The sequence below is a fragment of the Flavobacterium piscinae genome (genome assembly GCF_004122145.1).
In the GTDB taxonomy this organism is placed as follows: Bacteria; Bacteroidota; Bacteroidia; order Flavobacteriales; family Flavobacteriaceae; genus Flavobacterium; species Flavobacterium piscinae.
This window is the reverse complement of sequence record NZ_SBKQ01000015.1, coordinates 15,945-40,122: the sequence shown is the minus strand read 5'-3', so window position 1 is coordinate 40,122 and position 24,178 is coordinate 15,945. Positions and strand designations below refer to the sequence as shown.

The following is a 24,178-nucleotide window of genomic DNA, read 5'->3' as shown; positions in this document are numbered from 1 at the left end:
AACCCAACAAAAGTATGGAAATCAAAGACAATCAATTATTAAGACAATTTGAAACCCAAACCGATCTCGGTTTATTGGTCATGGAGTATGCCGTGCAGGAACGAAAGTTGTTTTTAACAAAATTAAACCATCCGGAAGACCTAAACGTAGACTTTATCAACGAATTCATCATAGAAGTACTTTCAATAGCTGAAGAACGAAAATTAAAAGTGGTACCCACCCACCCGAAAGTAGCTCATTTTTTCAGAAAAAACCCGATTTACAAAGAATTACTTCCTCCCGGTATCAAATTGTAAAGTATGAAATGTCCGCTTTGTTCTTCGCCATCTAATCATTTTTACACGCACCAACACCGTGAGTTTTATTTTTGCACCAATTGCTTTTCTGTTTTTTTAGATGATAAAAACTATCTTTCAGAAGCAGAAGAAAAAAAACACTACGAATTTCACAATAATGATGTAAACGATAAAGGGTACCAGCAATTTGCTTCGCCTATTGTGAATAGAGTGCTAAAAGATTTCTCCTCCAAGCATTCCGGTTTGGATTTTGGTTCCGGAACCAACTCGGTCATCGTTAAATTATTGAAAGATAAAAACTATAACATTGTTGAATACGACCCGTTCTTTTCCAACCAACCGGAAGTTTTGGAAAAACGATACGATTATATTACTTGTTGTGAGGTAATTGAACATTTTCATCATCCGTTTGAGGAATTCAAAAAACTCCACCAACTTCTAAAACCCGGCGGAAAACTCATTTGTATGACCGATTTTTTCTCCGAAACCCAAAATTTTGACACGTGGTATTACAAAAATGACCATTCACACGTGTTTTTCTATCATCCCAAAACAATGGAATGGATTACTAAAAATATCGGTTTTTCGAGTTTTACGATTGAGGGAAGAGTGACGGTTTTTGTGAGGTAGTTTGCAGTCCCAGTTTCCAGTCGCAGTTTGCAGTCTGAGTCGCAATTTGCAGTTTGATTACAGAAGCAGTTTTCCCACGCCGCTTTGTCATTCCGACGAAGGAGGAATCTCATAACATTTAGAGTGCTTAGTTCACCCAAAAAAAATAGTTTGCCATAGATTATGTGATTTGCTTCGCCTGTTCGCTATCGCTCGGGTCTCCTATCGTCGAAATGACACAAAATGAGAAAAATTATAAATTTTATATTGAAACAACATCCCTAACAAACTCCATTCTCACCGAACCATCTTCATCAATCTTCGTCAGTTTGATTTCGTGTAATGTATTCACTAACTCAGGATTCCAGGGTGCTTTTACTTTTACGTAGTTTTCCGTAAAACCGTGAATGTAGCCTTCTTTATTTTCCGCTTCAAACAAAACGGTTCGTGTAGTTCCGAGTTGGCTTTCATAGAAGGCTCTTCTTTTCTTGACGGATAAACCACGAAGCATTTTACTTCTTTTGGAGCGAATGTTCATCGGCACAACTCCCTCCATTTCGGCTGCTTCGGTATTATCTCGTTCAGAATACGTAAATACATGCAAATACGAAATGTCTAAGTCATTCAAAAAATGATAGGTTTCCAAAAAATGTTCATCCGTTTCTCCCGGAAATCCCACAATTACATCCACACCAATACACGCATCCGGCATCACTTCGCGAATTTTATTCACACGATCCACATACAATTCACGCAAATAACGACGTTTCATTTTCTTCAAAATGTCATTGCTTCCCGATTGCAACGGAATGTGAAAATGTGGGACTAAAGTTCGGCTTTTGGAAACAAATTCAATGGTTTCGTTTTTTAATAAATTCGGTTCGATAGAGGAAATTCGTAATCGCTCAATGCCTTCTACTCCATCCAACGCCTGAACCAATTCTAAGAAAGTATGTTCGTGTTTTTTGTTTCCAAATTCACCTTTACCGTAATCACCAATGTTTACTCCGGTCAACACAATTTCTTTGATGCCTTGTTGCGAAATTTCTTTAGCGTTTTTCAATACATTTTGCAATTCATCACTACGTGAAATCCCACGAGCAAGCGGAATCGTGCAATACGTACATTTATAATCGCAACCGTCTTGTACTTTCAAAAACGCACGGGTTCGGTCGCCAATGGAATAACTTCCCACATAAAAATTGGCTTCTTCAATCTCACAGGAATGTACTTCACCTAAATCATTTTTAGTCAAGTCGTTCAAATAATCGGTGATTTTGAATTTTTCTGTCGCACCTAAAACCAAATCTACTCCATCTACTGCAGCCAATTCCTCCGGTTTCAATTGAGCATAACATCCGACGGCAGCCACAAACGCTTTCTCGTTATTTTTCAATGCTTTTTTGACAATTTGTTTGAATTGTTTATCGGCGTTTTCTGTAACGGAGCAGGTGTTAATCACATATATATCAGCAACTTCTTCAAAATCAACGCGTTCAAAACCTTCTTGTTGAAAATTTCGAGCAATGGTTGAGGTTTCTGAAAAATTCAGTTTACATCCTAAAGTATAAAAAGCAACTTTTTTGGCGTTTGGTGTCATAATCTATATTCCCTTAAATTGGAAAAAGGGTAACATTCCTTATATTTACCCTAAATAAAGGTTGCAAATTTACACACAATAATTGGGAAAATGAAATCATTAATTCGTTATATATCATTTGGTTACCTCCTACTCATGATTAGTTCATGTGGAAAAAACCAATCGAAAGAGCTCGACCATCTGGTTTTTCGGTATAACGAAAGTGCGAACATTGCCACCTTAGACCCCGCCTTTTCCAAATCGCAAAACATCATTTGGGCGTGTAATCAATTGTTTAACGGATTGGTTCAGTTGGATGACAGTTTGCACATTCAACCCGATATTGCTAAACGTTGGATAATTTCGGAAGATGGAAAAACGTATCAATTTGTACTTCGCAAGGATGTATATTTTCACAAACATCATTTGTTTGGGAAAGATTCCACCCGAACCGTGAAAGCTACTGATTTTGAATACAGTTTGAACCGTTTAAAAGACGAAAAAATCGCTTCGCCCGGCGGATGGATTTTGCAAAATGTAGAGAATTTTCAAGCCATAAACGATTCTATTTTTGAAATAAAATTAACGAAATCCTTTCCGGCTTTTTTGGGATTATTATCGATGAAATATGCCTCGGTGGTTCCAAAGGAAATTATCGAAAGTCCGAATTACGATTTTCGAACCCAACCCATCGGAACCGGTCCATTTCTATTTAAATTTTGGGAAGAAAATGTAAAATTGGTGTTGCGAAAAAATCCGATTTATTTTGAGAAAGATGAAAACGGAAAGCAATTGCCTTATTTAGAAGCGGTTTCGATTACATTTTTGCCTGATAAACAAAGTGGATTTTTAGAATTCATTCAAGGGAAAATTGATTTTGTTTCCGGTTTAGACCCGTCGTATAAAGATGAAATTCTAACACAAAAAGGGGAATTGCAACCTAAATATAAACAAGACGTGAATTTGATTAGCGGAGCCTATCTCAACACCGAATATTTAGGTTTTCGAATGGATTGTACAGATCAAACGATTTTAGATAAACGCATACGTCAAGCCTTGAATTATGGTTTTGATCGAGCCAAGATGATTACCTATTTGCGAAATAATATGGGAATTCCGGCCACCAGCGGAATCATTCCAAGTGGCATGCCGAGTTTTAACCACCAAAAAGGCTATGATTTTGAACCCGAAAAAGCCAAATCGTTAGTCACAGAATTTGTCAAAGAAACCGGCATTAAAAAGCCTAAAATCGTTTTGAGTACGAATGCGACGTACATTGATATTGGCGAATTCTTGCAACGCGAATGGCAAAAAATTGGGTTGGATGTGGAAATTGATGTGAATCCGCCCTCGACATTACGTCAAGCAATTGCTACCGGGAAAGTTACTTTTTTCAGAGCGAGTTGGATTGCTGATTATCCGGATGCAGAAAATTATTTATCGCTTTTTTACAGTAAAAACTTTGCTCCTAACGGACCGAATTACACCCATTTTTCCAATGCAGAATTTGATGCGTTGTATGAAAAAGCTTTTTTAGAAACGGATGATGCAAAGCGATTTGAATTGTATCAACAAATGGATCAAATCATCATAGAAGAAGCTCCGATTATTCCGTTGTTTTATGATAAAGTGGCACGGTTTACGAGAAAAAATGTGGAAGGTTTGGGGATTAATCCGTTGAATTTGTTATCTTTAAAGAAAGTAAAAAAGAAATAAATGTCAATTGGATTTGCATCATTCGGAACGTGGCTTACTAAATTTAACAAAAGAAGTCATATTGACAAACTAAAACGTCTGGAAAACACGTCCAACGAAACGTCTGAGTTTGTGGATCACATTCAAGCGACACCTGAATTATTGGAATCCATTCGAGAAAAAATGCTTGCTGAACGAAAACTAGAACGAAAAAAGCTTATTGTAAAAGTTATTTTGTTTTTGATTGTGCTTTCTATTGTTATTTATGTATTCAATTACAATTGGAAATGGATTGAGGGATTTTTTTATAAAGTAAAATAATAATTTAAACGCAAAGTTCGCAAAGGTTTACGCTAAGAACGCTAAAAAAGTTTGATAAATCCTTTGTGACCTTTGCGTAAACCTTTGCGAACTTTGCGGTTAAGCGTAAGATTTACTCCTTCCTCCACTTCTTCGTCTCCTCAAACACATGCTCTAAAATCTTCGCATCTTGTTCGGTGAATTCCACATGACGACGAGACATGACGATTCGAGCGGTTTCAAAGGCTTTTCTGGTAATATAAGTTGAAAATCCGGCTGCTCCGCCCCAACTGAAACTCGGCACAAAATTACGTGGAAATCCGCTACCAAAAATATTGGTGGAAACACCTACGACAGTTCCGGTGTTAAACATGGTATTGATGCCGCATTTACTGTGGTCGCCCATCATGAGTCCGCAAAACTGTAGTCCGGTTTTTTCAAAACCACCGGTTTCGTAGCTCCATAATTTTACTTCTTCGTAGTTGTTTTTTAAATTGGAATTATTAGAATCGGCTCCAATGTTACACCATTCGCCCAACACGGCATTTCCTAAAAAGCCATCGTGCCCTTTATTGGAATACCCAAACAGAACGGAGTTATTCACCTCGCCTCCTATTCTGCAATGAGGTCCAACAGTGGTGGCTCCATAAACTTTGGTAGCTAATTTTACTTGAGCTTCTTCACATAAGGCAAATGGACCTCGAATGACAGAACCTTCCATTATTTCGGCATTTTTACCAATATAAATCGGACCGGTTGAAGCGTTTAATGTTACAAATTCCAGCTTTGCTCCTTTTTCAATAAATATATTTTCGGGAGCAATCACATTCACACTTTTTGGTATGGGTTGTGATGTTCTTCCTTCGGTTAGCAATTCAAAATCTTCACGGATGGCGACATCGTTTTTGGCAAAAATATCCCAAGTGTGCTCGATGCGTAACCCTTCTTCATTATAATCAATGATTTCATAGGTGTCAAAATCCACTTCTTCTTGCGTATCATTTGTATAGAACGCAACCACCTCATCCCCTTTAAAAATCGCTTGGTTTTTTTCTAAACTTTTGATCATTTCAACCAAAACCTCGTTGGGTAGAAAAGAAGCGTTGATTAAAATATTATCGTCCATTTCTACCATTGGGTATTTTTCAGATAGGTATTCTTCGGTAATTGTTGTAGTAGTATAGCCTAAATATTTCTCCCATTTTTCACGTATGGTTAAAATTCCTATTCGAATATCAGCTACCGGACGAGTGAATGTAAAGGGCAAAAGTGCATTACGAACCGGTCCGTCAAAAAGTATGTAGTTCATTTTGATGTTTTTTTGAAATTCAAAGTTATAAAAAAGCCCTCACAAATGGAGGGCTTTTCAAAATTTAGTTTAGTTTGGTATTATTGTTTAATCAACTTGTGTGTTGATAATGTTCCTTCACTGTCTTTAGCTAAAAGAATATAAGTCCCTAAAGAAAGTGATTGGATTGAAATTGTATCATTTTCAACTGCTGATTCAAATACTCTTTTACCATTCATATCATACAATTCAGCACTCACAACTTGAGCTAATGAGCTTGATTTAATTGTTACTACATCAGAAGCAGGATTTGGATAAACTGAAAAAGATGAAAAAGCGTTATCGCCAACAGATAAGGTAGAACCTTCCACTACAACTAATGTTTGATTTGTATCAGGATTATCAATGGTATCAACAATTCCGGATGGCCAACGAATAATAACTTGGTCGATGGCAGTAGCTTCACCAATACCAAAATGAATATTTAAAGAACTCATGTATTCAAATCCTTCACCACTTCTGGCATCGCGAATTTGTTTACCCCAAGCACCATAAATTTCAATACGAGCACCAATACCATTACGGTTACTTTGAACACCTTGCAAATTAAATTTTATCCAATTGTTTGAATTTCCATTGTTTAAACGTAATGTACTTCCGTTTTGAAAATCAAGGAAACCATCATTGTTTAAGTCCCCAACAGCTCCAATACCAAATCCAGTTGAAGCAGCTTCAAAAGTTCCATCACCTAAATTATACATAATTTTTGAACCGCCACCCATTACATCAACAAATCCATCGTTATTAAAATCATGAGCAATATGTTCAATACTTGTGCTGGTGTTTGTATCCCAACCTGAACCGGCAGTAATATCCGTAAAAGTACCATCCCCATTGTTTTGCATGAATTTGTGTGTTCCGTCTGCCGTAGAACTCGCACCTACAATAACATCCATATCGCCATCATTATCATAATCCGCCCAAGCAGAAGACCATGTTTGAACAGGGTCACGAAGATTAGATTCTACAGAAACATCCGTAAAAGTTCCATCACCATTATTTCGGTGTAATTCATTGTACTTAGCTCCACTGGATCCACCTCTACATTTCGCAATAAACAAATCTTGGTCACCATCGTTATCATAATCTATCCAAATAGAACCGTAGTTTCCTCCGGAAGGAAAAATTCCTAATAATATAGCTCCGGGAGTTACGTTAGATTGATAAAAATCAAATTCGCCTGTTCCATCATTTAAAAAATAAACATTGGGTTGCACATCATGACATGAAAATGCATCTAAATGACCGTCATTATTGATATCGATAAAGTTAGTCCGTTGACAAAATACATAAGGTTCAAAGCTGTCTTGTTCAAAACCTCCACCTTCAGTAGATTTCATGAAGGTTACTCCACTTCCACCACCATACATTAAATCATTTACACCATCACGATTATAATCTCCGGCAGCTAAACTCCAGCTAGGCATATTTTCTGCAGCCGTGGTAGGATAATCCACAAAACTGAATGTTCCACCTGCTCCTTGTGTGTGGATACGAATGTTGGTAGAACTTACACCAACAATATCATCCATACCATCATCATTCATATCTACAACGCAAATATTGTATTGACTGTTGATAGAACTCAATCCAGTATTACTGAAACTAACCGGGTTACCCGCAGGTTCTTCATAAGGTTGTTCAATCAATTGAAAAGTAAACCCGTTCGAGGTCCATCTGTTATCAAAAGCTATTAAATAAGTTGTGTTAGCAGTAACTACAAAAGTATCAACGGATGAATAGTTACTACCACTATCATCATCACCGGCAAAACAAGCCAAATTTCCACAACTTCCTGTGTATACATGAAAACGAGTATCAACTCGAGGGGTATTTTCATCTATATTTGTTGTTATCGTTACTGTAAAATTTTCGGTAGGTGTATACACAAACCACTCTGATTTTGCATTATTAGTGATAACACCATTATCAGCACAAATCGGATTAGCTACATCCGTCCCGTTTATACCTTCTACAACGTAAAGGCCGGGACCACTTAATGTAGTAGGTTCAGCACAAGTGGACTGACCAAATGCACTCTGCATACTGGCCATCACTAAAAATAAAAATGTAATTTTTTTCATAAAAGTTAATTAATTAGTATATTCAATTTATTCGCAAGGTTCTAAAGAATTTATCCATGCCTCGATTAATGCCAATCCTTCTTCATGCACCAACGTTCTACCAATTAAAGGCATCATGACCGCCGGATCGGTTGAACCCATGCGGTGGTGTAACATTGAACGATTGATGTTTCCGGGTGTAACAATTTTTCCCAAAGCTGAAGGAAATCCTGACATATCTTGTGTGTCAACACAAACACCCATATTAACTAGATCTGCCGATTCTTCAAATGCAAATCGCATCGGGCGGTAATCACAATGACTATTGTTTCGGTGACAATGTGCACAATTGATGTCAATGTAAGAACGAGCACGTAAGTCCAAAGGCTGTGACTCATCTTTATAATTAACTGTAGTTAATATGTTTGAGGGTAAGTTATTTTCTAAATACCCCATTTGAACCCATTTTGCCAATTGGTTTTGTGAACCCGTTATATAATTATATGGGACATTAATATTTTGAGGTTTAATACCGATTGGTACCGCCACTTCATTTGACTTGTGACAAACGAAACACTCTCCTTCAGAGGGAATTCGGTAATTAGTACTTCGGGATATATTGTTTTGATCCAACCACGAAATAGCGGTTGTACTTCCATTCATGTCTAAAAAGGCTTCTGTTTGCTCATCATTCCAAACATATTCTGCAAAAATCCAACCGGTTGATTTGCGTATCATTAATCTTGATTCAATGATACGGGTTGTATTCGAGGGTTGAACGTTATTGTAATAGAAGTTTTTAATAATGACAGCCCCTACAGGCAATTCTAAAACATTGCCATCGCCATTGTATGTTGCTAACGTTCCTTCAGGCATCCAAACAAATCGTTTTTTCAACGCATAATCGGTAAACAATGAGCTTGCCGGTTCATATGGTAAAACCCCTAAAGTAGGATTTTGATCTTTCATCACACCCACAAAAAATTGGTAATCGGAAAGTTTTGGGTAAGGAACTAAAGATAAATCTACAGTAACGCCTGAAATAACGGTCAATGATACCGTTGCTGCATTTGAAATATTTCCTTGATTATCTTGAACAGTGTAGGTAATTGGATTTGGACTTGATAAAAAATTCATTGCCGGTGTAAATGTCAAAACCCCGGTGGCATTTACAGTCCAAATTCCCTCTCCTGTAATTTCTCTTCGATCTAACGTCCCATTTGAATCAGTATCTGAACCATTAACTAAACTTACACTTGCCGGATTTACAAGGTCACCGGTAGTATCATTGTCTAAAATATTGATAACAGCTGTGTTTCCCGCAGTGTAGGTTGAAACATCATCCGTTGCAATAGGTAAATCATCCGGTTCTGTGTATTTATCATCGTCAGAACAAGAAATTAAAAAGGAGGCAAATAATGCTACTGCTAAAAAAACAGTGAAAGCACCATAAATCTTTTTCATCTTTTATTATTTATGCTTCAAAATAACATATTATTTATTTAATGAACAAATTTTTGGTCTAATTACTTTTAATTTTTCGATAATCTTCAACTTTTGTCGCCGAAGCTATAAATCAAACACTAACCTTCTGTTGCATCTTCCGCTCTTTTTATAATAGCCTCCGGTAATGCTTTTTTCGCTTTCGCTCCCATTTTTTTCAAACGTTCCACACTGCCAATTAGATTTCCTTTTCCTTCTACTAATTTACCCATGGCGTTGCCGTATTCAGTTTTGGCTTCTTCCATTTTTTTACCAATTTTAATTAAATCAGAAACCAAACCTTCAAATTTATCATACAAAGCTCCGGCTTGACGGGCAATTTCTAACGCATTCTCTTGTTGCTTTTGATTGGTCCACATGCTGTCGATGGTGCGAAGTGTTGCCAATAAAGTAGTGGGCGTTACTATAATTATATTTTGCTCAAATGCTTTATTATACAACGAATTATCCTCATTTAAAGCAATGGCAAAAGCTGACTCAATCGGAATGAAAAGCAAAACAAAATCCGGACTTTCCATTTGATATAAATCGTAATAGTTTTTAGAACTCAATTGATCCACATGGCGTTTGATAGACGTGATATGTTCCTTTAAAAACTGCCCTTTTTCCTGATCTTCCTCAGCATTAGCAAATCGCTCATACGCCGTGAGGGAAACTTTAGAATCAACAATCATTTTCTTTCCATCCGGGAGATTAATCACCACATCCGGTTGCACGCGATTACCTTCTTCTGTTACAAAACTTTGTTGCACTTCGTATTCTCTTCCTTTTTCTAACCCTGATTTTTCCAGAACGCGTTCCAAAATTAATTCGCCCCAATTCCCTTGCATTTTACTGTCGCCTTTCAAGGCTTTGGTCAAATTGAGTGTTTCTTTGCTCATCTGTTCGTTCATTTCTTTCAACCCCACAATTTGTTGACGTAAAGCAGCGTGATAATCGATACTTTCCTTATGCGTATCTTCCACTTTCTTCTCAAAATGCTGAATTTTTTCCTGCAAAGGCGATAAAATAGTTTTTAAATTTTCTTTGTTTTGTTCGGTAAACTTTACGGTTTTTTCTTCCAGAATTTTATTGGCTAAATTTTCAAATTCTTTGGTAAATTTTTTCTGTAACTCTTCTACTTCTTGCTTTTGTTCTTGGTTGCGTTGCCAAAGATTTTCAAAATCGGCTTCCTTTTTGGTGAGTTGGAGAGATAAGGAATCTTTTTCGCGACGAATTTCTTCTTTCTCTTTTCGTTCGATTTCTACATTTTTAGAAAATTGATTTTGTTCTTCTTGAAAACGAATTTTCAATTGCTCTATTTGAGCTTGTAATCCATTAATTCGTTCTTCCAAACCTGACTTCTCAGATTTGGCTTGAGCAGTAAAAAGTTGTTTTCCAATATAAATTCCAGTGGCTAAAGCAATAATAAATACGATGGTAAAAAGAATAATATCTGACATTTGGCGATGATTTTTTAGAAAAGTAAAATTAAGGAAAATATAATTTTAATTGATATTTATTTGATTACAAACTTCCCTTTTGTTGCATCAAATTGAATATGCTCATTTTGAAAAAGTGAAGAAAAAACTCCTTGTGAAATCAAATTACAAGGCTGGTCCTGAATGACAGTCTGTCCATCCATCACAATCATTTCGTCACTTAATTGAATGGCCAAATCAATATCGTGGGTAGAAAACAAGATGCATTTTTGGGTTTCGGCGGTTAATTTTTTCAACAATTTAAAAAGTGAAACCTTGTGCAATAAATCCAAATGCGTGGTAGGTTCATCCAAAACAATTAACGTTGTATCTTGTGCTAATGCTCTGGCGATTAACACTTTTTGCAACTGTCCGTCACTGATTTCGTAATGTTTTTGATGGATTAAATGAGGGATTTCGGTTAATACAATGGCTTTGTCAATTTGAATCTTATCTTCGTCTGTTAATTTACCCAGCCAATTAGTGTAAGGTTGTCTTCCTAAGGCAATCAATTCATAAACGGTTAAATTGCTTGGTGGTAACTTTTCGGTTAATACTACGCTGATTTGTTGAGCTAGAGCTAAAGGTTCAAATGATTCGATTGGTTTATCGTTCAATAAAACCGTTCCTGAAAGGGGTTTTTGAATACCGGTTAACGTTCGCAATAAAGTGGATTTTCCAATGCCGTTGGCTCCCACTAAACCGATTAATTTTCCTTGTTCCAATTGTATAGAAATCTCAGAGGCAACTGTTTTGGTGGTTGCTTTGGAAGTGTAGCCGATGGAGAGGTTTTGGGTTTGGAGAATCATTTTTTTTGAGTTGCTGAGTTACTGAGATACTGAGTTGCTGAGTTTATATTTTACTATTTTTACCACATAGAGACATAGGAATTTCTATGCGTCCAAACATAGTTGATAAAGCAAGCTTTATTGATAGAATTATTGTTTGGGTAATTTTTTAAAATATTCATTTACATAGGTTTTTTGTCCTTCATTAAAAATGTTTTTACAATTAAAATTAATTAAAATTCCTTTAGGTGCTTTTAATAAATTCATATAATTTAAAAGTTGAGCTTCAGTAATTTTACGCATATCAATCACAGACTTAATTTCAACTACTAAACAATTTTCAATAAATAAATCACACCTAAAATTAATATCTAAAGATTTTCCTTTATATACTACAGGGACTTTCATCTCTGTTAAAAAATTTATTTTTCTATGTTTCAACTCTTCAATTAAACATTGATGATAAACACTTTCTAGTAATCCTCTACCCATAAATTTATGAACTTCAATCGCTGAACCAACGACTTCATAAGTCAATTCGTCTAAATATTTTTGCGTTATCATAAGCTATGTTTCTATGTGGTTTATACTAAATCATTATTTTCCTTTTTCTAACTAAAAGCCAAACCACAACCGGAGCTCCAACCATGGAAGTAATGGCATTAATGGGTAATGTATAATCACTGCCGGGAAGTTGAGCAATACTGTCGCAAACCAACATTATAATGGCACCAATTAATAACGTACTCCAAAATAATATAAAATGATTACTGGTTTGAAATAGCAACTTAGCTAAATGCGGAACAGCCAATCCTATAAAGGCGATGGGTCCGGCAAAAGCTGTGATGCTTCCGGCTAAAATACTGGTAGCAATGATGATAATCAATCGTGTTTTTTTGAAATTTAAACCAAGACTTTTAGCATAATTTTCTCCTAATAACAACGCATTTAAAGGTTTGATGCTAAAAACACTCAAGACCAATCCTACTCCGCAACAAATGGCTAAAATGAGAATAGAGCTCCATGGCAAATTTGCCAAACTTCCCATTGACCAAAAAGTGAATTTTTGCAATTCTTGTGCGGTGCTGAAATAACTCAACACACTCACAATCGCACTCGTAAAACTACCAAACATGAGTCCGACAATTAATATCGCCATCGTATCGCGTAATTTTTGAGAAACGATTAAAACCGCCAATAAAACCAAAAAACTCCCGATGGAAGAAGCCAAAACAATTCCGTAATCGGAAACTAAAAAAGAGGGTAAAAAACTTGCTCCCATAATCATAAAAGCGACACCTAAACTGGAACCTGAACTTAAACCCAATACATACGGTCCGGCAAGTGGATTTCTGAACAAGGTTTGCATTAACAATCCGGAAACCGATAAGCCCATCCCCACTAAAATGGCGGTGATAGCTTTTGGTAAACGGAAATTCCATAGAATAATTTCCCAAGACGATTTAATTTCATTACCGATAATGGAATTAAAAATATCGCTTGTAGGAATAGAAACGGAACCTAAACTGAGGTTTAGCAAAAACGTTCCGATTAACACGAAGATTAATAAAAGGAATAGTATTTTATGTTTTTGAGTTGGCAATTTTTTAAACCATTAAGAAATTAAGGAACATTAAGTATGGCGTAAATATACTAAGACTTAAATAAAATTGTAATTGATAAATTATTTCAATTTCTCAAAAAAGTACAATTCATACTCTTCCATTAATTCCGGATGCAAAATTTTAATTAAATCTTTTAAAACCAAATCCGGACGATTGGAAGCTAACTCATAATAAATAATCCCACCGGTTTTTCCTTTTTTGGAACTGAAGGAATACACATTTTTGTTTTGAACGGCTTTAAAATGTTTGTAGTTGGGATTGGCTTTTTCAAGTTGTTCAAACAAAGTAAATTGACCGGGACCAATCCAAAAATCGGCATTTTGGGCTTTTTCGAGAACGGTTTCAAAGGAAAGGGATAAACTACCGGTTCCATCGGAATCCTGCCAAAGATAATTTCCGTTCGCATTATCTAGAAATTGAGCGGCCCAACTTTTTCCTTGTGGCAAATACCATTGATCTTGATAAATGGCTCCACTCAAAATAGTGGGTTTTGAAGTGGCTTTTTGGGCTAATTTAACAGCTTCTTGATACTCTTTTTCAATGGTTTTGAATACGGTGTCTGCTTTTTCTTCTAACCCAAACAAAATACCAAAAAGTTGAATCCACTCGGCACGACCCAACGGATGTTGTTCGGTCCAATCGCCGTTGTAAAGGATTTTTAACCCATTTTGTAGTAAATTATCATAGGTTTTCTTTTCGCCATCTACACCAAAACCGATAATGACATCGGGTTGCATATCGAGTAAAACTTCGGTGTTTAAGCTTTGATTACTACCTATTTCTCTTACTTTTCCGGTTTCGATTAAAGTTCTGGTTTTTTCGGAAGAAATGTAATCGGTGTTTGGGAATCCAACTAATTTGTCTTCAACTTCTAATAATTCTAAAGCCGGAATGTGTGTAGTGGAAGTGACTACGATGGATTTTACAGGCACTTGAATGGCGGAATATTGCTTTAAACTATCCGGAATTACAGCGGTTGGTTTATGTAAAATATAAGTATACTTTTTATCGGCTGTGGGCCAAGGATTAGAAACAGATACAATGGAAAAATCAGCATATTTTTGAATAGAAAGTCCGCTGGCGTAGCGAATATAGTTTTCTGGAGAAGTAATGTCAATTTTAGTTTTTGGGTTTTGCTGACAGGAAATAAACAAAATGGTGAAGATAAAAAGCAAACTATATTTTTTCATTGATCTATTTTTTACAAAGGTAAGCGTTTGTAACAAATGTTATCTTTTGGAAGATTCTGACTTTTTAACTTTACAAAAAAAATACAATGCGGGATTCAAACACCTTTATGTACATCGTTGGAGGAGTAATTCTGCTTCACTTTGTGGTAGGATTTATTTGGTTGTGGATGAAGATGAATAAGAAAAATGACAAATCTTAATTCTGTTTTTAGAAGCACTCTCCCCTAGCCCGGATTGCAGTGGAAAGCCTTTTGCAGGATTGTTGCATTTTTTCTTGGCACAAAAAAGCGACCAAAGGAAGCTCTTTTTGTGCCTTAGAAAAAAGCAACAAGACAAAAAAGCTTGAAACGGAAAGCCGGAAAAGCTTCTGAAAAAAAAATTAAGAATTGTTTACTTAAAAATGTTTAGTTTTGTCGAGTATTTTGGTTGCAACGCCTTTTTTAGGCCGAGCATTAAAAGGGAATCAGGTAAAAAGTAGGCAGTGACAGTTTTCAGTAAGCAGAAAATTAGTTGCTCCAATTTAAATCCTGAGCTGTACCCGCAACTGTGAGCTAATCAGCTTGTTGTTCACTTTCATGCCATTGTTCGCCTAGGCGAATGAGAAGGCCAACAACAAGACGCAAGCCAGGAGACCTGCCTAATACATTGAGTAACAAACTTTCGGGAAAAAAGGTTTGGGTATGGGTAAATTCTATGCTTTTCTCCCATTTTAGTAAATTTATTTTTAACTTAAAATGAATCAAAAATTCAGGTACTATTCCGCTATTTTGGCGTTATGGGGAACGTGTGCTTTGGCACAACAAGACACGATTTCGTTGAAAGAAGTCGTTATTTCGGACACTAAATTTGGGCAGTCCAAAGAAAAATCAGGTAAAATTATTGAAAAAATCACGGCAGAGGATTTGGCACGAAACAGCGGTCAATCGGTGGCCACCATTTTAAGTCAAGCCGTTGGTTTGGAAGTCAATGGCAACCAGAGTGCAAATGGAAAAAATTTGAGCTATTTTATCCGTGGCGGAAGAAATCGTCAGGTATTGATTGTGATTGATGGTATTCCAATGACGGATGCTTCGGGAATTAATTTAGAGTATGATTTGCGATTGCTTCCGGCAGAACAAGTGGAAAGCATTGAAATCATGAAAGGTGCAGCGAGCACTTTGTATGGCACCGGTGCGGCTTCCGGAGTGATTACTATTACCTTGAAAAAAGCGGCAAAAAAAGTAATTGCCGGAAATGCGTACATGCATTTTGGCACACAGAATACTGCGGAAAGTTTTAAGGCGAATCCGCAAGATTTCAATCAAGGTATTGGGTTAAATGGTATGGTGAACATAGTGGATTATTATGCTTCACTAAACAGCACGGAAACCAAAGGTATCTCGCAAGCAGCCGGTGAAAATTTTGAAGAAGACCGGTTTTCGAGAGTCAATGCGTTGGCAAAGATAGGCTTTCAAACTACTTCAAAATTGAAGTTGGATTTTTTTGCCAATTACGACCGCATGAAAACGGATTATGATGGCCCGTTTGACAATGTAAACAATCCGGATGTGTTGGAAAATGTCTCGCTTTCAGAGCAATTTCGTTTTGGCTTTAATCCGAAATACAAATACAAAAAAGGGGAATTTATTGTAAATTCCGGTTTTACTTTGTTGGAAAGAAGTTATGATGAATTCAGCTCCTTTTCAGGAACTACGGATCAATATGTTTATACTTCCAGAAGTGTGGTGGTTGATGCCGTTAATAAATACAATTTCAACAAAAACTTTTTTATGGTGGTGGGGACACAATTTCAGTTTCACGACATGTACACTCAAACACCTTTTGATGAGATTAATAGGGAAAATGCCAAATTTAATATGATTGACCCTTACGTAACGGCAGTTTTTAATTCAAAATTTGGATTACACATTAATGCCGGAACACGACTTAATTTGCATTCGGTTTATGACAATCAATTGGTTTATAATGTCAATCCGTCGTATCATTTTAAAAATTTTCCTTTAAAAATTATTACTTCGTATAGCACGGCTTACATCACGCCCAGTTTGTACCAATTGTATTCGCCATACGGAAATTTAGTGTTGACTCCGGAAGAAAATGTAACAGCCGAAGTAGGTTTTGAAACGACTTTCTTAAACAAAAAAATGACGTTTAATGCGGTTGGTTTTTACAGAGAAGAATCGAATTCGATTGGTTTCTTTTTTGATCCGGAAACCTTTGCTTCCTATTATGTGAATGTGGAGGGAGAAAATAAAGTACGTGGATTTGAAACTACGTTGAGTTATCAGCTTTCCTCTAAATTGAGAGTGACCGGAAATTATTCGTTTACGGATATTCCGGAAGAATTGAACCGTTTAATTCCCAAACATAAAGGAAATCTTGCACTAGATTTTAAGGCAAATGAGCGAACGTTGTTTTCTATCAACTATCAATATGTTGATGGCAGAAGAGATGCTTTTTTTGATGGCGGAACATTTACAACTACCAATGTCTTTTTAGGCTCTTATCAACTGGTAAATGGATTGATTAAGTATGAACTAATGAAAAACCGATTGACTGTTTTTGGAGCAGTTAACAATATTTTAAACGAAAAATTTGTGGAAACCGTGGGGTACAATACCCGTGGTCGAAATGTACAACTCGGAATCAACTTTTTATTCTAAAAAGAAAAAGGCTCAATAAAGAGCCTTTTTTATTATAAAATTTTAAACAATCCTTCCGGAACTTTTTCGATATACATTTCGTCGCTAAATTTTCGCATTGATTTACTGTTATCAACTTGTAAATCTTTTGATTCAACATATCGATTCCCAACTCTTCCGTTCGCTAAAATATCATTAATAGCGGTATTTAAATAAGGTTCATTTTGATCGCCCAGCACACCTAAATTGGCCACATTTTCAGATTGTTCTAGCGTAGGATCTATACCGTCTTGGTATTCGCCATTTCCGTTTTTATCCGCTATTTTTAAAACCAATGGTTGCATGGCATAGCGATGGTTTGGGTTTCTGTTATTTCTTCCAAAAGTTGGCGAATCGTATAATGTAATTGACCCGTCGTTTTTGCCAACGGTTGTAGTTCCAATTTGAACAACGGTAATATAGGGCTTTAAACTATTGATAATTAATTCACTGGCAGAGGCAGTTGAACCCGTTGTGAGCACATACACTTTATTTAAATTCAAACTATTAATGGTATTGCCATTCCCAATTGAATTAGTAAATCGATTAATTAATAATTCCGGATTTTCTTGGTTAAAAAATGTCATCACTTTTTGATTCCAAACTTGTCTGGCAAACACTTGACCATTAAATTGACCGGTAATCATACTGGCTAATCTTGTAGCGGTATCTACAGAGCCACCGGAATTGTAACGTAAATCCAAGACTAAATGGGTAACATTTGCTGCTTTCAGCTGCCCAAAAGCTTGGTTGAGTTGGGATTCAAAATTGGAGAAAAATCCATTATACATTAAATAACCGATTCGCTTATCATCCACTTCAATTACATTAGTAATATAAACCGGATTTTCAGTATATTGAGCCTTAGTAAAACTTAACGAAACTCCGTTTGGCGTGATGTTTCCTCCATCAAAATCGGCAAATTGTAAGGTATAAGTATCTTCAGCAAAAGCGGCTCGCCAAACAGATTCATTGGACGATGACATTGGAATATTATTTACAGCATAAAATATCATTCCGCGTTCAACGCCTTGATTTGATGCACTTGTATTTGGCAAAATGTAACGCACATAGCCAAAAATATCGGTTTGTGAGGCGTCTTTAAAACGTAAGCTAAATTCAATTCCGTTTGTTTTAAAACCTCCTTGAAGGGCATTTTCCAACACCCTGTAATCACTAAACATTACACTGAATCGGTCGATATTAGGAGCTACTTTTAAATCGCTGAATAAAGCTTCCGGAGATTCATAACTTTCCAAGAAAACATTTAAATCACGTTGCGTTTCAAATAAATCATCGGCTAACTTAGGTTGATCGGCTTGCCATAAATAGTATAGATTTAAACCTTTCCAAATAAAATCTTTAATTTCTAATTCCGACGGAACCGGCTTATCATCAATATCTTCACACGATTGAAAAACCAAAAGTGAAAAGAAAACAAAGGCAATCATTTTTGAAAATATTCGCATAGCTTTTTCTTTTTAAGAACGTAAATTTAATAACTTTAGTTTTAATTTCAATTTCTTTGTAACAAAAAAGATTGTCATTCGTCTTGACTATATAACCAAGTTTTAAACCTGACCAATGAACCAAAATGAGTTTATAACGCTAATAGCTCCTTTTAAAGATAAGGTCTTTCGACTTGCTAAGCGTTTATTGGTTAGCAATGAAGAAGCTCAGGATGCAACGCAAGACATTTTGGTAAAATTATGGGATAATAAAAATGGTTTAACTAATTATGCAAGCGTAGAAGCCTTTGCGATGACAATGACAAAAAATTATTGTTTGGACCAATTAAAATCAAAAAGAGCATCAAACATGAAAATTGTACATAACAATTTTACATCTACAGAAGCATCGTTAGAAAAAAAAGTGGAAGATCAAGACAGTTGGCATTGGGTTGAAAAAATGATTAACGAATTACCGGAACAGCAAAAATTAATCATTCAAATGCGTGATATCGAGCAATATGAATTTGAAGAAATCGCGAAAATTCTCGATATGAATGAAACAGCTGTTCGAGTAAACTTATCCAGAGCACGAAAAACAATTAGAGAAAAAATGACTAAAACCCATCATTATGGAATTAGCTAAAATAGAACAATTAGTAGAAAAATACTTCGAAGGAGAAACCACCATTGCAGAAGAAACGCAGTTGAAACAGTACTTTTCAACTGAAAAAGTAGCCGCTCATTTAGAGCAATACAAACCGCTCTTTGGTTATCTTACTACTGAAAAAGAAGAAAAATTTACGCCATTACTATCCCTAAAAACTAAAAAACGATTTCCTGTTACCCGGATAGCAATCGCAGCAAGTGTAGTATTCTTAGTAGGTGTAATAACCCTTGTAAATTATCCGCCAACCAAACAAAAACAACTTGCAAAATCTGAATTAGGTTCTTTTGAATCACCGGAAGAAGCTTTTGAAGAAACGCAAAAAGCATTAGCACTTTTATCTCAAAATGTAAACATTGGCATGGAAAGTGTAAACTATATTAATGAATACGAAAACTCAAAAAATTTAATCTTTAAAAAATAAAAAAATGTCTAGAATTATAACCTCGTTAATTTTATTTGTAACATTATTTGTTTCACAAGTACTGTTTGGTCAGTCAGTCTTTGACAAATTTGACGGACCGGAAGATATAAAAACCATCATTGTCAACAAAAAAATGTTTGAAATGATGAGTAAAGTGAAAGCCAATGATAAAGAAACGCAACAGTATGTGAACTTACTCAAGAAATTGGATAACCTTAAAGTGTTCATTACTTCGAGCCCAAGACAAACTGCTGAAATGCGTGCCACGGCAGAAAAATATTTGAAAACAGCCGGCATGGATGAGTTAATGCGAATTTCTGATGGTGGAAAAAACGTAAAAATCTACATGCGATCCGGTGCCAATGATTCCATCGTAAAAGAACTCTTTATGTTCATCGAAGGAAATGCAAAAGACAACGAAACCGTTTTGTTTTCATTAACCGGTAACTTCAACTTAGATGAAATTTCAGCCTTAACCGAGCAAATGAATCTACCCGGTGGCGAAAATTTGAAAAAAGCATCAAAAGGGAATAAGTAATCGGGGGAAGAAAAATGATGAAACTTTGTCAAAAGCCAATTTTGGCAAAGTTTTTTTATTGAAAATATTTACCTTGGTGCCTCACAAAATCTAACTTATATCAACACATGAAAAAAATTTATTTGTTTCTTTTCGGATTAATTTCACTGTCATTAAATGCACAAACCGTTATTTTTGAAGGTAAAATTGTAGACAAAAGTTCAAAAGAAAGTATACCGTATGCGAACATCTTTGTTCAAAATTCTACTCAAGGTGTAATTTCAAATGACGATGGTGTATTCAAATTTTATATTCCAAATGGGGCCGAAAAAATTGAAATTGGTCATATTGGGTATAAAACTCAACTTTTTTTAGTTTCAGAAATTAAAGCTGAACTAATTAACATTGAACTTGAAGCAGACGAAATGGCGTTGGAGGAAGTGATTGTAACCAACAAACCTATCCATCAAATACTGGCTGGGATTTTAGCGAACTCAAAAAATCAATTGGATAAAAGTATAAAGCTAGAAACCTATTACCGTGAATTTGTAAAAATCAATGACAACTATTCTAAATTCGCAGATGGCTTAATTGATTTTTATGTTCTACCCAAAAAGAAAGAAAAAATTGAAAGCAAACTGTTAGTAAATCAAAGTCGTGCCTTTCAATTGGCTAATGCAGAGGAAATAGAGAAAAAAGGAAAAGCAGATTTATCTGAAATAGATTCTTTTTTTGATATTCAAAAAGCAGCCAATGGTTTTTTTACCTATGAATATATAGATAGACTTACAGCAGACAAAGCCAACGAGAATTACGAATTTGAATTGCGTTCTAAAAAAGATCAATTTGGCAATGCTTTGGAAGTGATTTACATAAAACCAAGAGCCTCTGTTGAAAAAGCATTGTTGGTCGGTAAAATTACGTATGACCCAACCCATAAAGTTGTGTTGGATATTGATGTAAAAATGTCAGATAATCACAAACAATTTGTAGAAACTATCAATGCTTTAATCATGAAATTTACCATTCATGACATACAAATTAAACAAACATACAAGTACTTAAATGGTAAATATATTCCAAGTTATCGAAAATCCTTACTTGATTTACACATTAAATTTGGTAAACAAATGAATGATCGAATGATGAGTATTAGTGATTTGGTTGTTACCGATTTTAATGATAATGTTACAACACAACCTGAAAAAAATAAAATTTTTAAAGAGAGAAACCTTTATTCCAATGGCATGAACTTTACAGAAAATTTCTGGGAAACCAATAGCACCTTGCCTCTCTCTGAAAATGAAGAACGGATTTTACAAACTTTAAAAAGTAAATAATATGAAAAAATTATTGTTCTCACTTGTGCTGATGAGTTTCATCGCTTGTGAAAAAGAACCCAGCTTACAAAAATATTTTGTGGAAAAAACGGAATCTACTGATTTTATTTCGGTAGATATGTCACCAAGCATCTTGAATATCAAACCGGATGCCTTGTCCATTGAACAGCAAGAAGCCTTAAAAACATTTAAAAAAATGAATGTTTTGGCTTTTAAAATCAATGAAGAAAATAAAGCAAAATTTGATGGCGAACGAACCAAAGTGAAAGAAATTTTAAAAGATGAAAAATACCAGGAATTAATGAAGTTTGGTTCGGGTAAAGAAGGTGCGTCCATTTATTTTGTGGGAAAAGACGATGCTATCGAAGAATTTGTACTCTACGGAAGTAAAGACGAAAATGGCTTTGCTGTAGTTCGCATTTTAGGTGACAAAATGAATCCTGAGGATTTTATGACACTCTTAAGTGCCCTTCAAAAATCGGACATCGACATGGAACAACTGAAACCGTTGGAAGGAATTTTTAAATAAAAATAAGTTCTAATTTAAAAACCGGTTCCTTTTTGTAATTTGCAAACCAATTAAAAATTACAAATGGAACCGATTGCTATTCTTCTACTCATTCTCGGATATTTTGGATTACTCATTTTAATTTCCTCTTTAATCAGTAAAAAAGACGAAGGAAACGACGCCTTTTTTAAAGCCAACAAAAATTCCCCTTGGTATTTGGTAGCTTTCGGAATGATTGGGGCTTCACTCTCCGGAGTTACGTTTATTTCCGTTCCCGGAAAAGTAGAAGCGTCTCAATTTGTTTATTTTCAATTGGTGCTGGGCTATATTGTGGGGTATTTTGTAATCGGAACCGTTTTACTGCCACTCTACTACCGATTAAATCTTACGTCAATTTACACTTATTTAGGTGACCGATTTGGTAGAAATGCCTACAAAACCGGAGCCTGGTTTTTTATTATTTCGCGAACGGTAGGATCCAATTTACGATTAATGTTAGTAGCTGATGTTTTGCAAACATTGGTTTTTGATAAATTAAATGTACCGTATTGGATTACTGTCACCGTCACCATTTTACTCATTTGGGTGTATACCAATAAATCCGGTATCAAAACCATCATTTGGACAGACACACTGCAAACACTTTTTATGCTCATTGCAGTAGTGTTTTGTATTGTTACGGTTTCTCAGGATTTAGGGTTAAATATTACTAACATTTCAGGTTTTATTGCAGAAAGTGATTTTTCTAAAACCTTCTTTTTTGAAGACATCAGTTCGCCTAATTATTTCTGGAAACAGTTTTTATCGGGTGCATTTATAGCCATCGTCATGACCGGTCTCGACCAAGATATGATGCAAAAAAACCTCACCTGCCGAAGCTTAAAAGATGCTCAAAAGAATATGTTTTGGTTTACCATTGTGCTCACGTTTGTGAATTTCTTATTCTTAGTCATGGGATTGTTATTCACCGAATATGCATTAAAATATAACATTGATGCCCACAAAGATCAGCTCTTCCCTATTCTGGCCAATGAATATTTAGGCATTGGCGTGGCTTTTTTCTTTATTCTGGGATTAATTGCGGCAGCATATTCTAGTGCGGATAGTGCGTTAACTTCGCTAACTACCTCTTTTAGCATTGATATTTTAGAAATTGAAAAGAAGTATGATTCCGTAAAACAAGTCGTCATCCGAAAACAAATTCACAAAATGTTTGTCGCAGTTTCTGTTCTGGTTATCTTAGGTTTCAAATACTTTGTAGAAGATGCCAGCATCATTGATAAAGTATTAAAATTTGCCGGATTTACGTACGGTCCACTTTTGGGACTTTACAGTTTTGGATTATTTACCAAATGGAACGTAAAAGACAAATGGGTACCAATGGTCGCCATTTTCGCAGTCATTTCATCCGTTGTACTCAACCTAAAAAGCAAAGCCTGGTTCGAATTTGAATTTGGATTCGAAATCCTAATCGTGAATGGTTTACTGACTTTTATAGGATTAATGCTCATTCGAAGACGGTAAGTCGCAGTTGGCAGTCGCAGTTTTCAACGTTCAGACAACAAATAACAGACAACGGACAACGGACAACAGACAACAGACAACGCTTAAAACTGATTCGTAGAAAGCAAAACCAACGTACAAGCCACCTCAACTTGTATATTATTTATCCCCAACAACGCATAAAACTCAGGGTTCTCTGTCCCCGGATTAAAAATAACGCGTTTGGGTTGCAACCCAACAATGTAATTGTAATAATCCCGTTGCCCTTTTGGATTCAAATACAACGAGACCGTATGAATATTTTTAAACGGAATTTGTTTGGTTTGGATTTTTACACCGGCTACTTCACCCAACTTTTGACCAATGGCTACTACGGGGTGCTCTTTTTTAACTAAACTGTTAATTGCCATAAAAGAATAGCGTTCCGGGTTTGTGGAAGCACCTATCACTAAGGTTTTTTTCATATTACTGTTCTAAGTGGCAAAGGTAATGCTTTTTACAAATTTCATTACACTTTATAAATAGAACAATTCTTAAACCTATATTAATTCAATGATTTCAATGAATTCAATTGATTAATTTTACCAAGTAACTTTATTTTAAAATTGTCAAATTGTCAAATTGTCAAATTGTC

General features: G+C 35.5%; 22 protein-coding genes and 1 riboswitch. Of the genes, 11 read left to right on the top strand and 11 right to left on the bottom strand.

Going from position 1 to position 24,178, the window contains the following annotated elements; translation table 11 throughout:
* Positions 1-14 precede the first annotated feature (14 nt).
* On the top strand, positions 15-296 hold the full coding sequence (locus tag EQG68_RS13350) for a GNAT family N-acetyltransferase (RefSeq protein ID WP_129465392.1): 282 nt from the start codon (positions 15-17) through the stop codon (positions 294-296).
* 3 nt (positions 297-299) lie between these two features.
* On the top strand, positions 300-926 hold the full coding sequence (locus tag EQG68_RS13345) for a methyltransferase domain-containing protein (RefSeq protein WP_129465391.1): 627 nt from the start codon (positions 300-302) through the stop codon (positions 924-926).
* Positions 927-1,167: 241 nt separating this feature from the next.
* Here the strand turns inward: EQG68_RS13345 and mtaB are convergent, their stop codons facing one another.
* Positions 1,168-2,505, bottom strand: coding sequence for a tRNA (N(6)-L-threonylcarbamoyladenosine(37)-C(2))-methylthiotransferase MtaB (mtaB, locus tag EQG68_RS13340; RefSeq protein WP_129465390.1), 1,338 nt, complete (start codon positions 2,503-2,505; stop codon positions 1,168-1,170).
* Between the two features lie 90 nt (positions 2,506-2,595).
* Here mtaB and EQG68_RS13335 point away from each other — a divergent pair, with 90 nt between their 5' ends.
* Both EQG68_RS13335 and EQG68_RS13330 read left to right on the top strand, forming a co-directional pair.
* On the top strand, positions 2,596-4,200 hold the full coding sequence (locus tag EQG68_RS13335) for an ABC transporter substrate-binding protein (protein ID WP_129465389.1): 1,605 nt from the start codon (positions 2,596-2,598) through the stop codon (positions 4,198-4,200).
* Complete coding sequence (locus EQG68_RS13330) at positions 4,201-4,500, top strand: hypothetical protein (protein ID WP_129465388.1); 300 nt, start codon at positions 4,201-4,203, stop codon at positions 4,498-4,500.
* A 112-nt stretch (positions 4,501-4,612) separates the two neighbouring features.
* Here EQG68_RS13330 and EQG68_RS13325 read toward each other — a convergent pair whose 3' ends face one another.
* The 8 genes from EQG68_RS13325 to EQG68_RS13290 form a co-directional block, all read right to left on the bottom strand.
* Positions 4,613-5,788, bottom strand: coding sequence for a GlmU family protein (locus EQG68_RS13325; protein WP_129465387.1), 1,176 nt, complete (start codon positions 5,786-5,788; stop codon positions 4,613-4,615).
* An 80-nt stretch (positions 5,789-5,868) separates the two neighbouring features.
* On the bottom strand, positions 5,869-7,911 hold the full coding sequence (locus EQG68_RS13320) for an FG-GAP-like repeat-containing protein (RefSeq protein WP_129465386.1): 2,043 nt from the start codon (positions 7,909-7,911) through the stop codon (positions 5,869-5,871).
* A 27-nt stretch (positions 7,912-7,938) separates the two neighbouring features.
* Complete coding sequence (locus EQG68_RS13315) at positions 7,939-9,354, bottom strand: Ig-like domain-containing protein (RefSeq protein ID WP_129465385.1); 1,416 nt, start codon at positions 9,352-9,354, stop codon at positions 7,939-7,941.
* A gap of 119 nt (positions 9,355-9,473) precedes the next feature.
* Positions 9,474-10,835 (bottom strand): DNA recombination protein RmuC, encoded by a 1,362-nt coding sequence (gene rmuC, locus EQG68_RS13310; RefSeq protein ID WP_129465384.1) that lies wholly within the window; start codon positions 10,833-10,835, stop codon positions 9,474-9,476.
* Between the two features lie 56 nt (positions 10,836-10,891).
* Entirely contained in the window at positions 10,892-11,662 is a 771-nt protein-coding gene (locus EQG68_RS13305) for an ABC transporter ATP-binding protein (RefSeq protein WP_129465383.1), read from the bottom strand.
* Between the two features lie 129 nt (positions 11,663-11,791).
* Positions 11,792-12,205 (bottom strand): GxxExxY protein, encoded by a 414-nt coding sequence (locus EQG68_RS13300; protein ID WP_129465382.1) that lies wholly within the window; start codon positions 12,203-12,205, stop codon positions 11,792-11,794.
* 25 nt (positions 12,206-12,230) lie between these two features.
* Complete coding sequence (locus tag EQG68_RS13295; RefSeq protein WP_164975463.1) at positions 12,231-13,244, bottom strand: iron ABC transporter permease; 1,014 nt, start codon at positions 13,242-13,244, stop codon at positions 12,231-12,233.
* Positions 13,245-13,325: 81 nt separating this feature from the next.
* The gene (locus EQG68_RS13290; protein ID WP_129465380.1) at positions 13,326-14,456 is read right to left on the bottom strand and encodes an ABC transporter substrate-binding protein; all 1,131 of its coding nucleotides are present in this window, start codon (positions 14,454-14,456) and stop codon (positions 13,326-13,328) included.
* Between the two features lie 406 nt (positions 14,457-14,862).
* A riboswitch (cobalamin riboswitch) is annotated at positions 14,863-15,111 on the top strand.
* Between the two features lie 79 nt (positions 15,112-15,190).
* On the opposite strand from EQG68_RS13290, the gene EQG68_RS13285 reads away from it, so the two are divergent.
* Positions 15,191-17,119: a TonB-dependent receptor plug domain-containing protein gene (locus tag EQG68_RS13285; RefSeq protein ID WP_129465379.1), complete on the top strand. Its 1,929-nt coding sequence runs from the start codon at positions 15,191-15,193 to the stop codon at positions 17,117-17,119.
* A 32-nt stretch (positions 17,120-17,151) separates the two neighbouring features.
* Here EQG68_RS13285 and EQG68_RS13280 read toward each other — a convergent pair whose 3' ends face one another.
* A complete protein-coding gene (locus EQG68_RS13280) occupies positions 17,152-18,606 on the bottom strand; it encodes a S41 family peptidase (RefSeq protein ID WP_129465378.1) in 1,455 nt (484 codons plus the stop codon).
* A 115-nt stretch (positions 18,607-18,721) separates the two neighbouring features.
* On the opposite strand from EQG68_RS13280, the gene EQG68_RS13275 reads away from it, so the two are divergent.
* From EQG68_RS13275 to EQG68_RS13250, 6 genes are all read left to right on the top strand, one after another.
* Positions 18,722-19,231 carry an RNA polymerase sigma factor gene (locus EQG68_RS13275; protein ID WP_129465377.1) on the top strand — a complete coding sequence of 170 codons (510 nt, stop codon included), beginning with the start codon at positions 18,722-18,724 and terminating at the stop codon, positions 19,229-19,231.
* The gene (locus EQG68_RS13270; RefSeq protein ID WP_129465376.1) at positions 19,218-19,676 is read left to right on the top strand and encodes a hypothetical protein; all 459 of its coding nucleotides are present in this window, start codon (positions 19,218-19,220) and stop codon (positions 19,674-19,676) included. Before EQG68_RS13275 ends, EQG68_RS13270 begins: the two co-directional genes overlap by 14 nt.
* 4 nt (positions 19,677-19,680) lie before the next feature.
* The gene (locus tag EQG68_RS13265) at positions 19,681-20,214 is read left to right on the top strand and encodes a DUF4252 domain-containing protein (protein WP_129465375.1); all 534 of its coding nucleotides are present in this window, start codon (positions 19,681-19,683) and stop codon (positions 20,212-20,214) included.
* Positions 20,215-20,321: 107 nt separating this feature from the next.
* Positions 20,322-21,533, top strand: a complete 1,212-nt coding sequence (locus EQG68_RS13260) for a carboxypeptidase-like regulatory domain-containing protein (RefSeq protein ID WP_129465374.1) — start codon at positions 20,322-20,324, stop codon at positions 21,531-21,533.
* A gap of 1 nt (position 21,534) precedes the next feature.
* A complete protein-coding gene (locus EQG68_RS13255) occupies positions 21,535-22,062 on the top strand; it encodes a DUF4252 domain-containing protein (RefSeq protein ID WP_129465373.1) in 528 nt (175 codons plus the stop codon).
* 63 nt (positions 22,063-22,125) lie between these two features.
* A complete protein-coding gene (locus tag EQG68_RS13250) occupies positions 22,126-23,565 on the top strand; it encodes a sodium:solute symporter (protein ID WP_129465372.1) in 1,440 nt (479 codons plus the stop codon).
* An 83-nt stretch (positions 23,566-23,648) separates the two neighbouring features.
* Here the strand turns inward: EQG68_RS13250 and EQG68_RS13245 are convergent, their stop codons facing one another.
* Entirely contained in the window at positions 23,649-24,008 is a 360-nt protein-coding gene (locus EQG68_RS13245) for a CoA-binding protein (RefSeq protein WP_129465371.1), read from the bottom strand.
* Between the last annotated feature and the right edge of the window lie 170 nt (positions 24,009-24,178).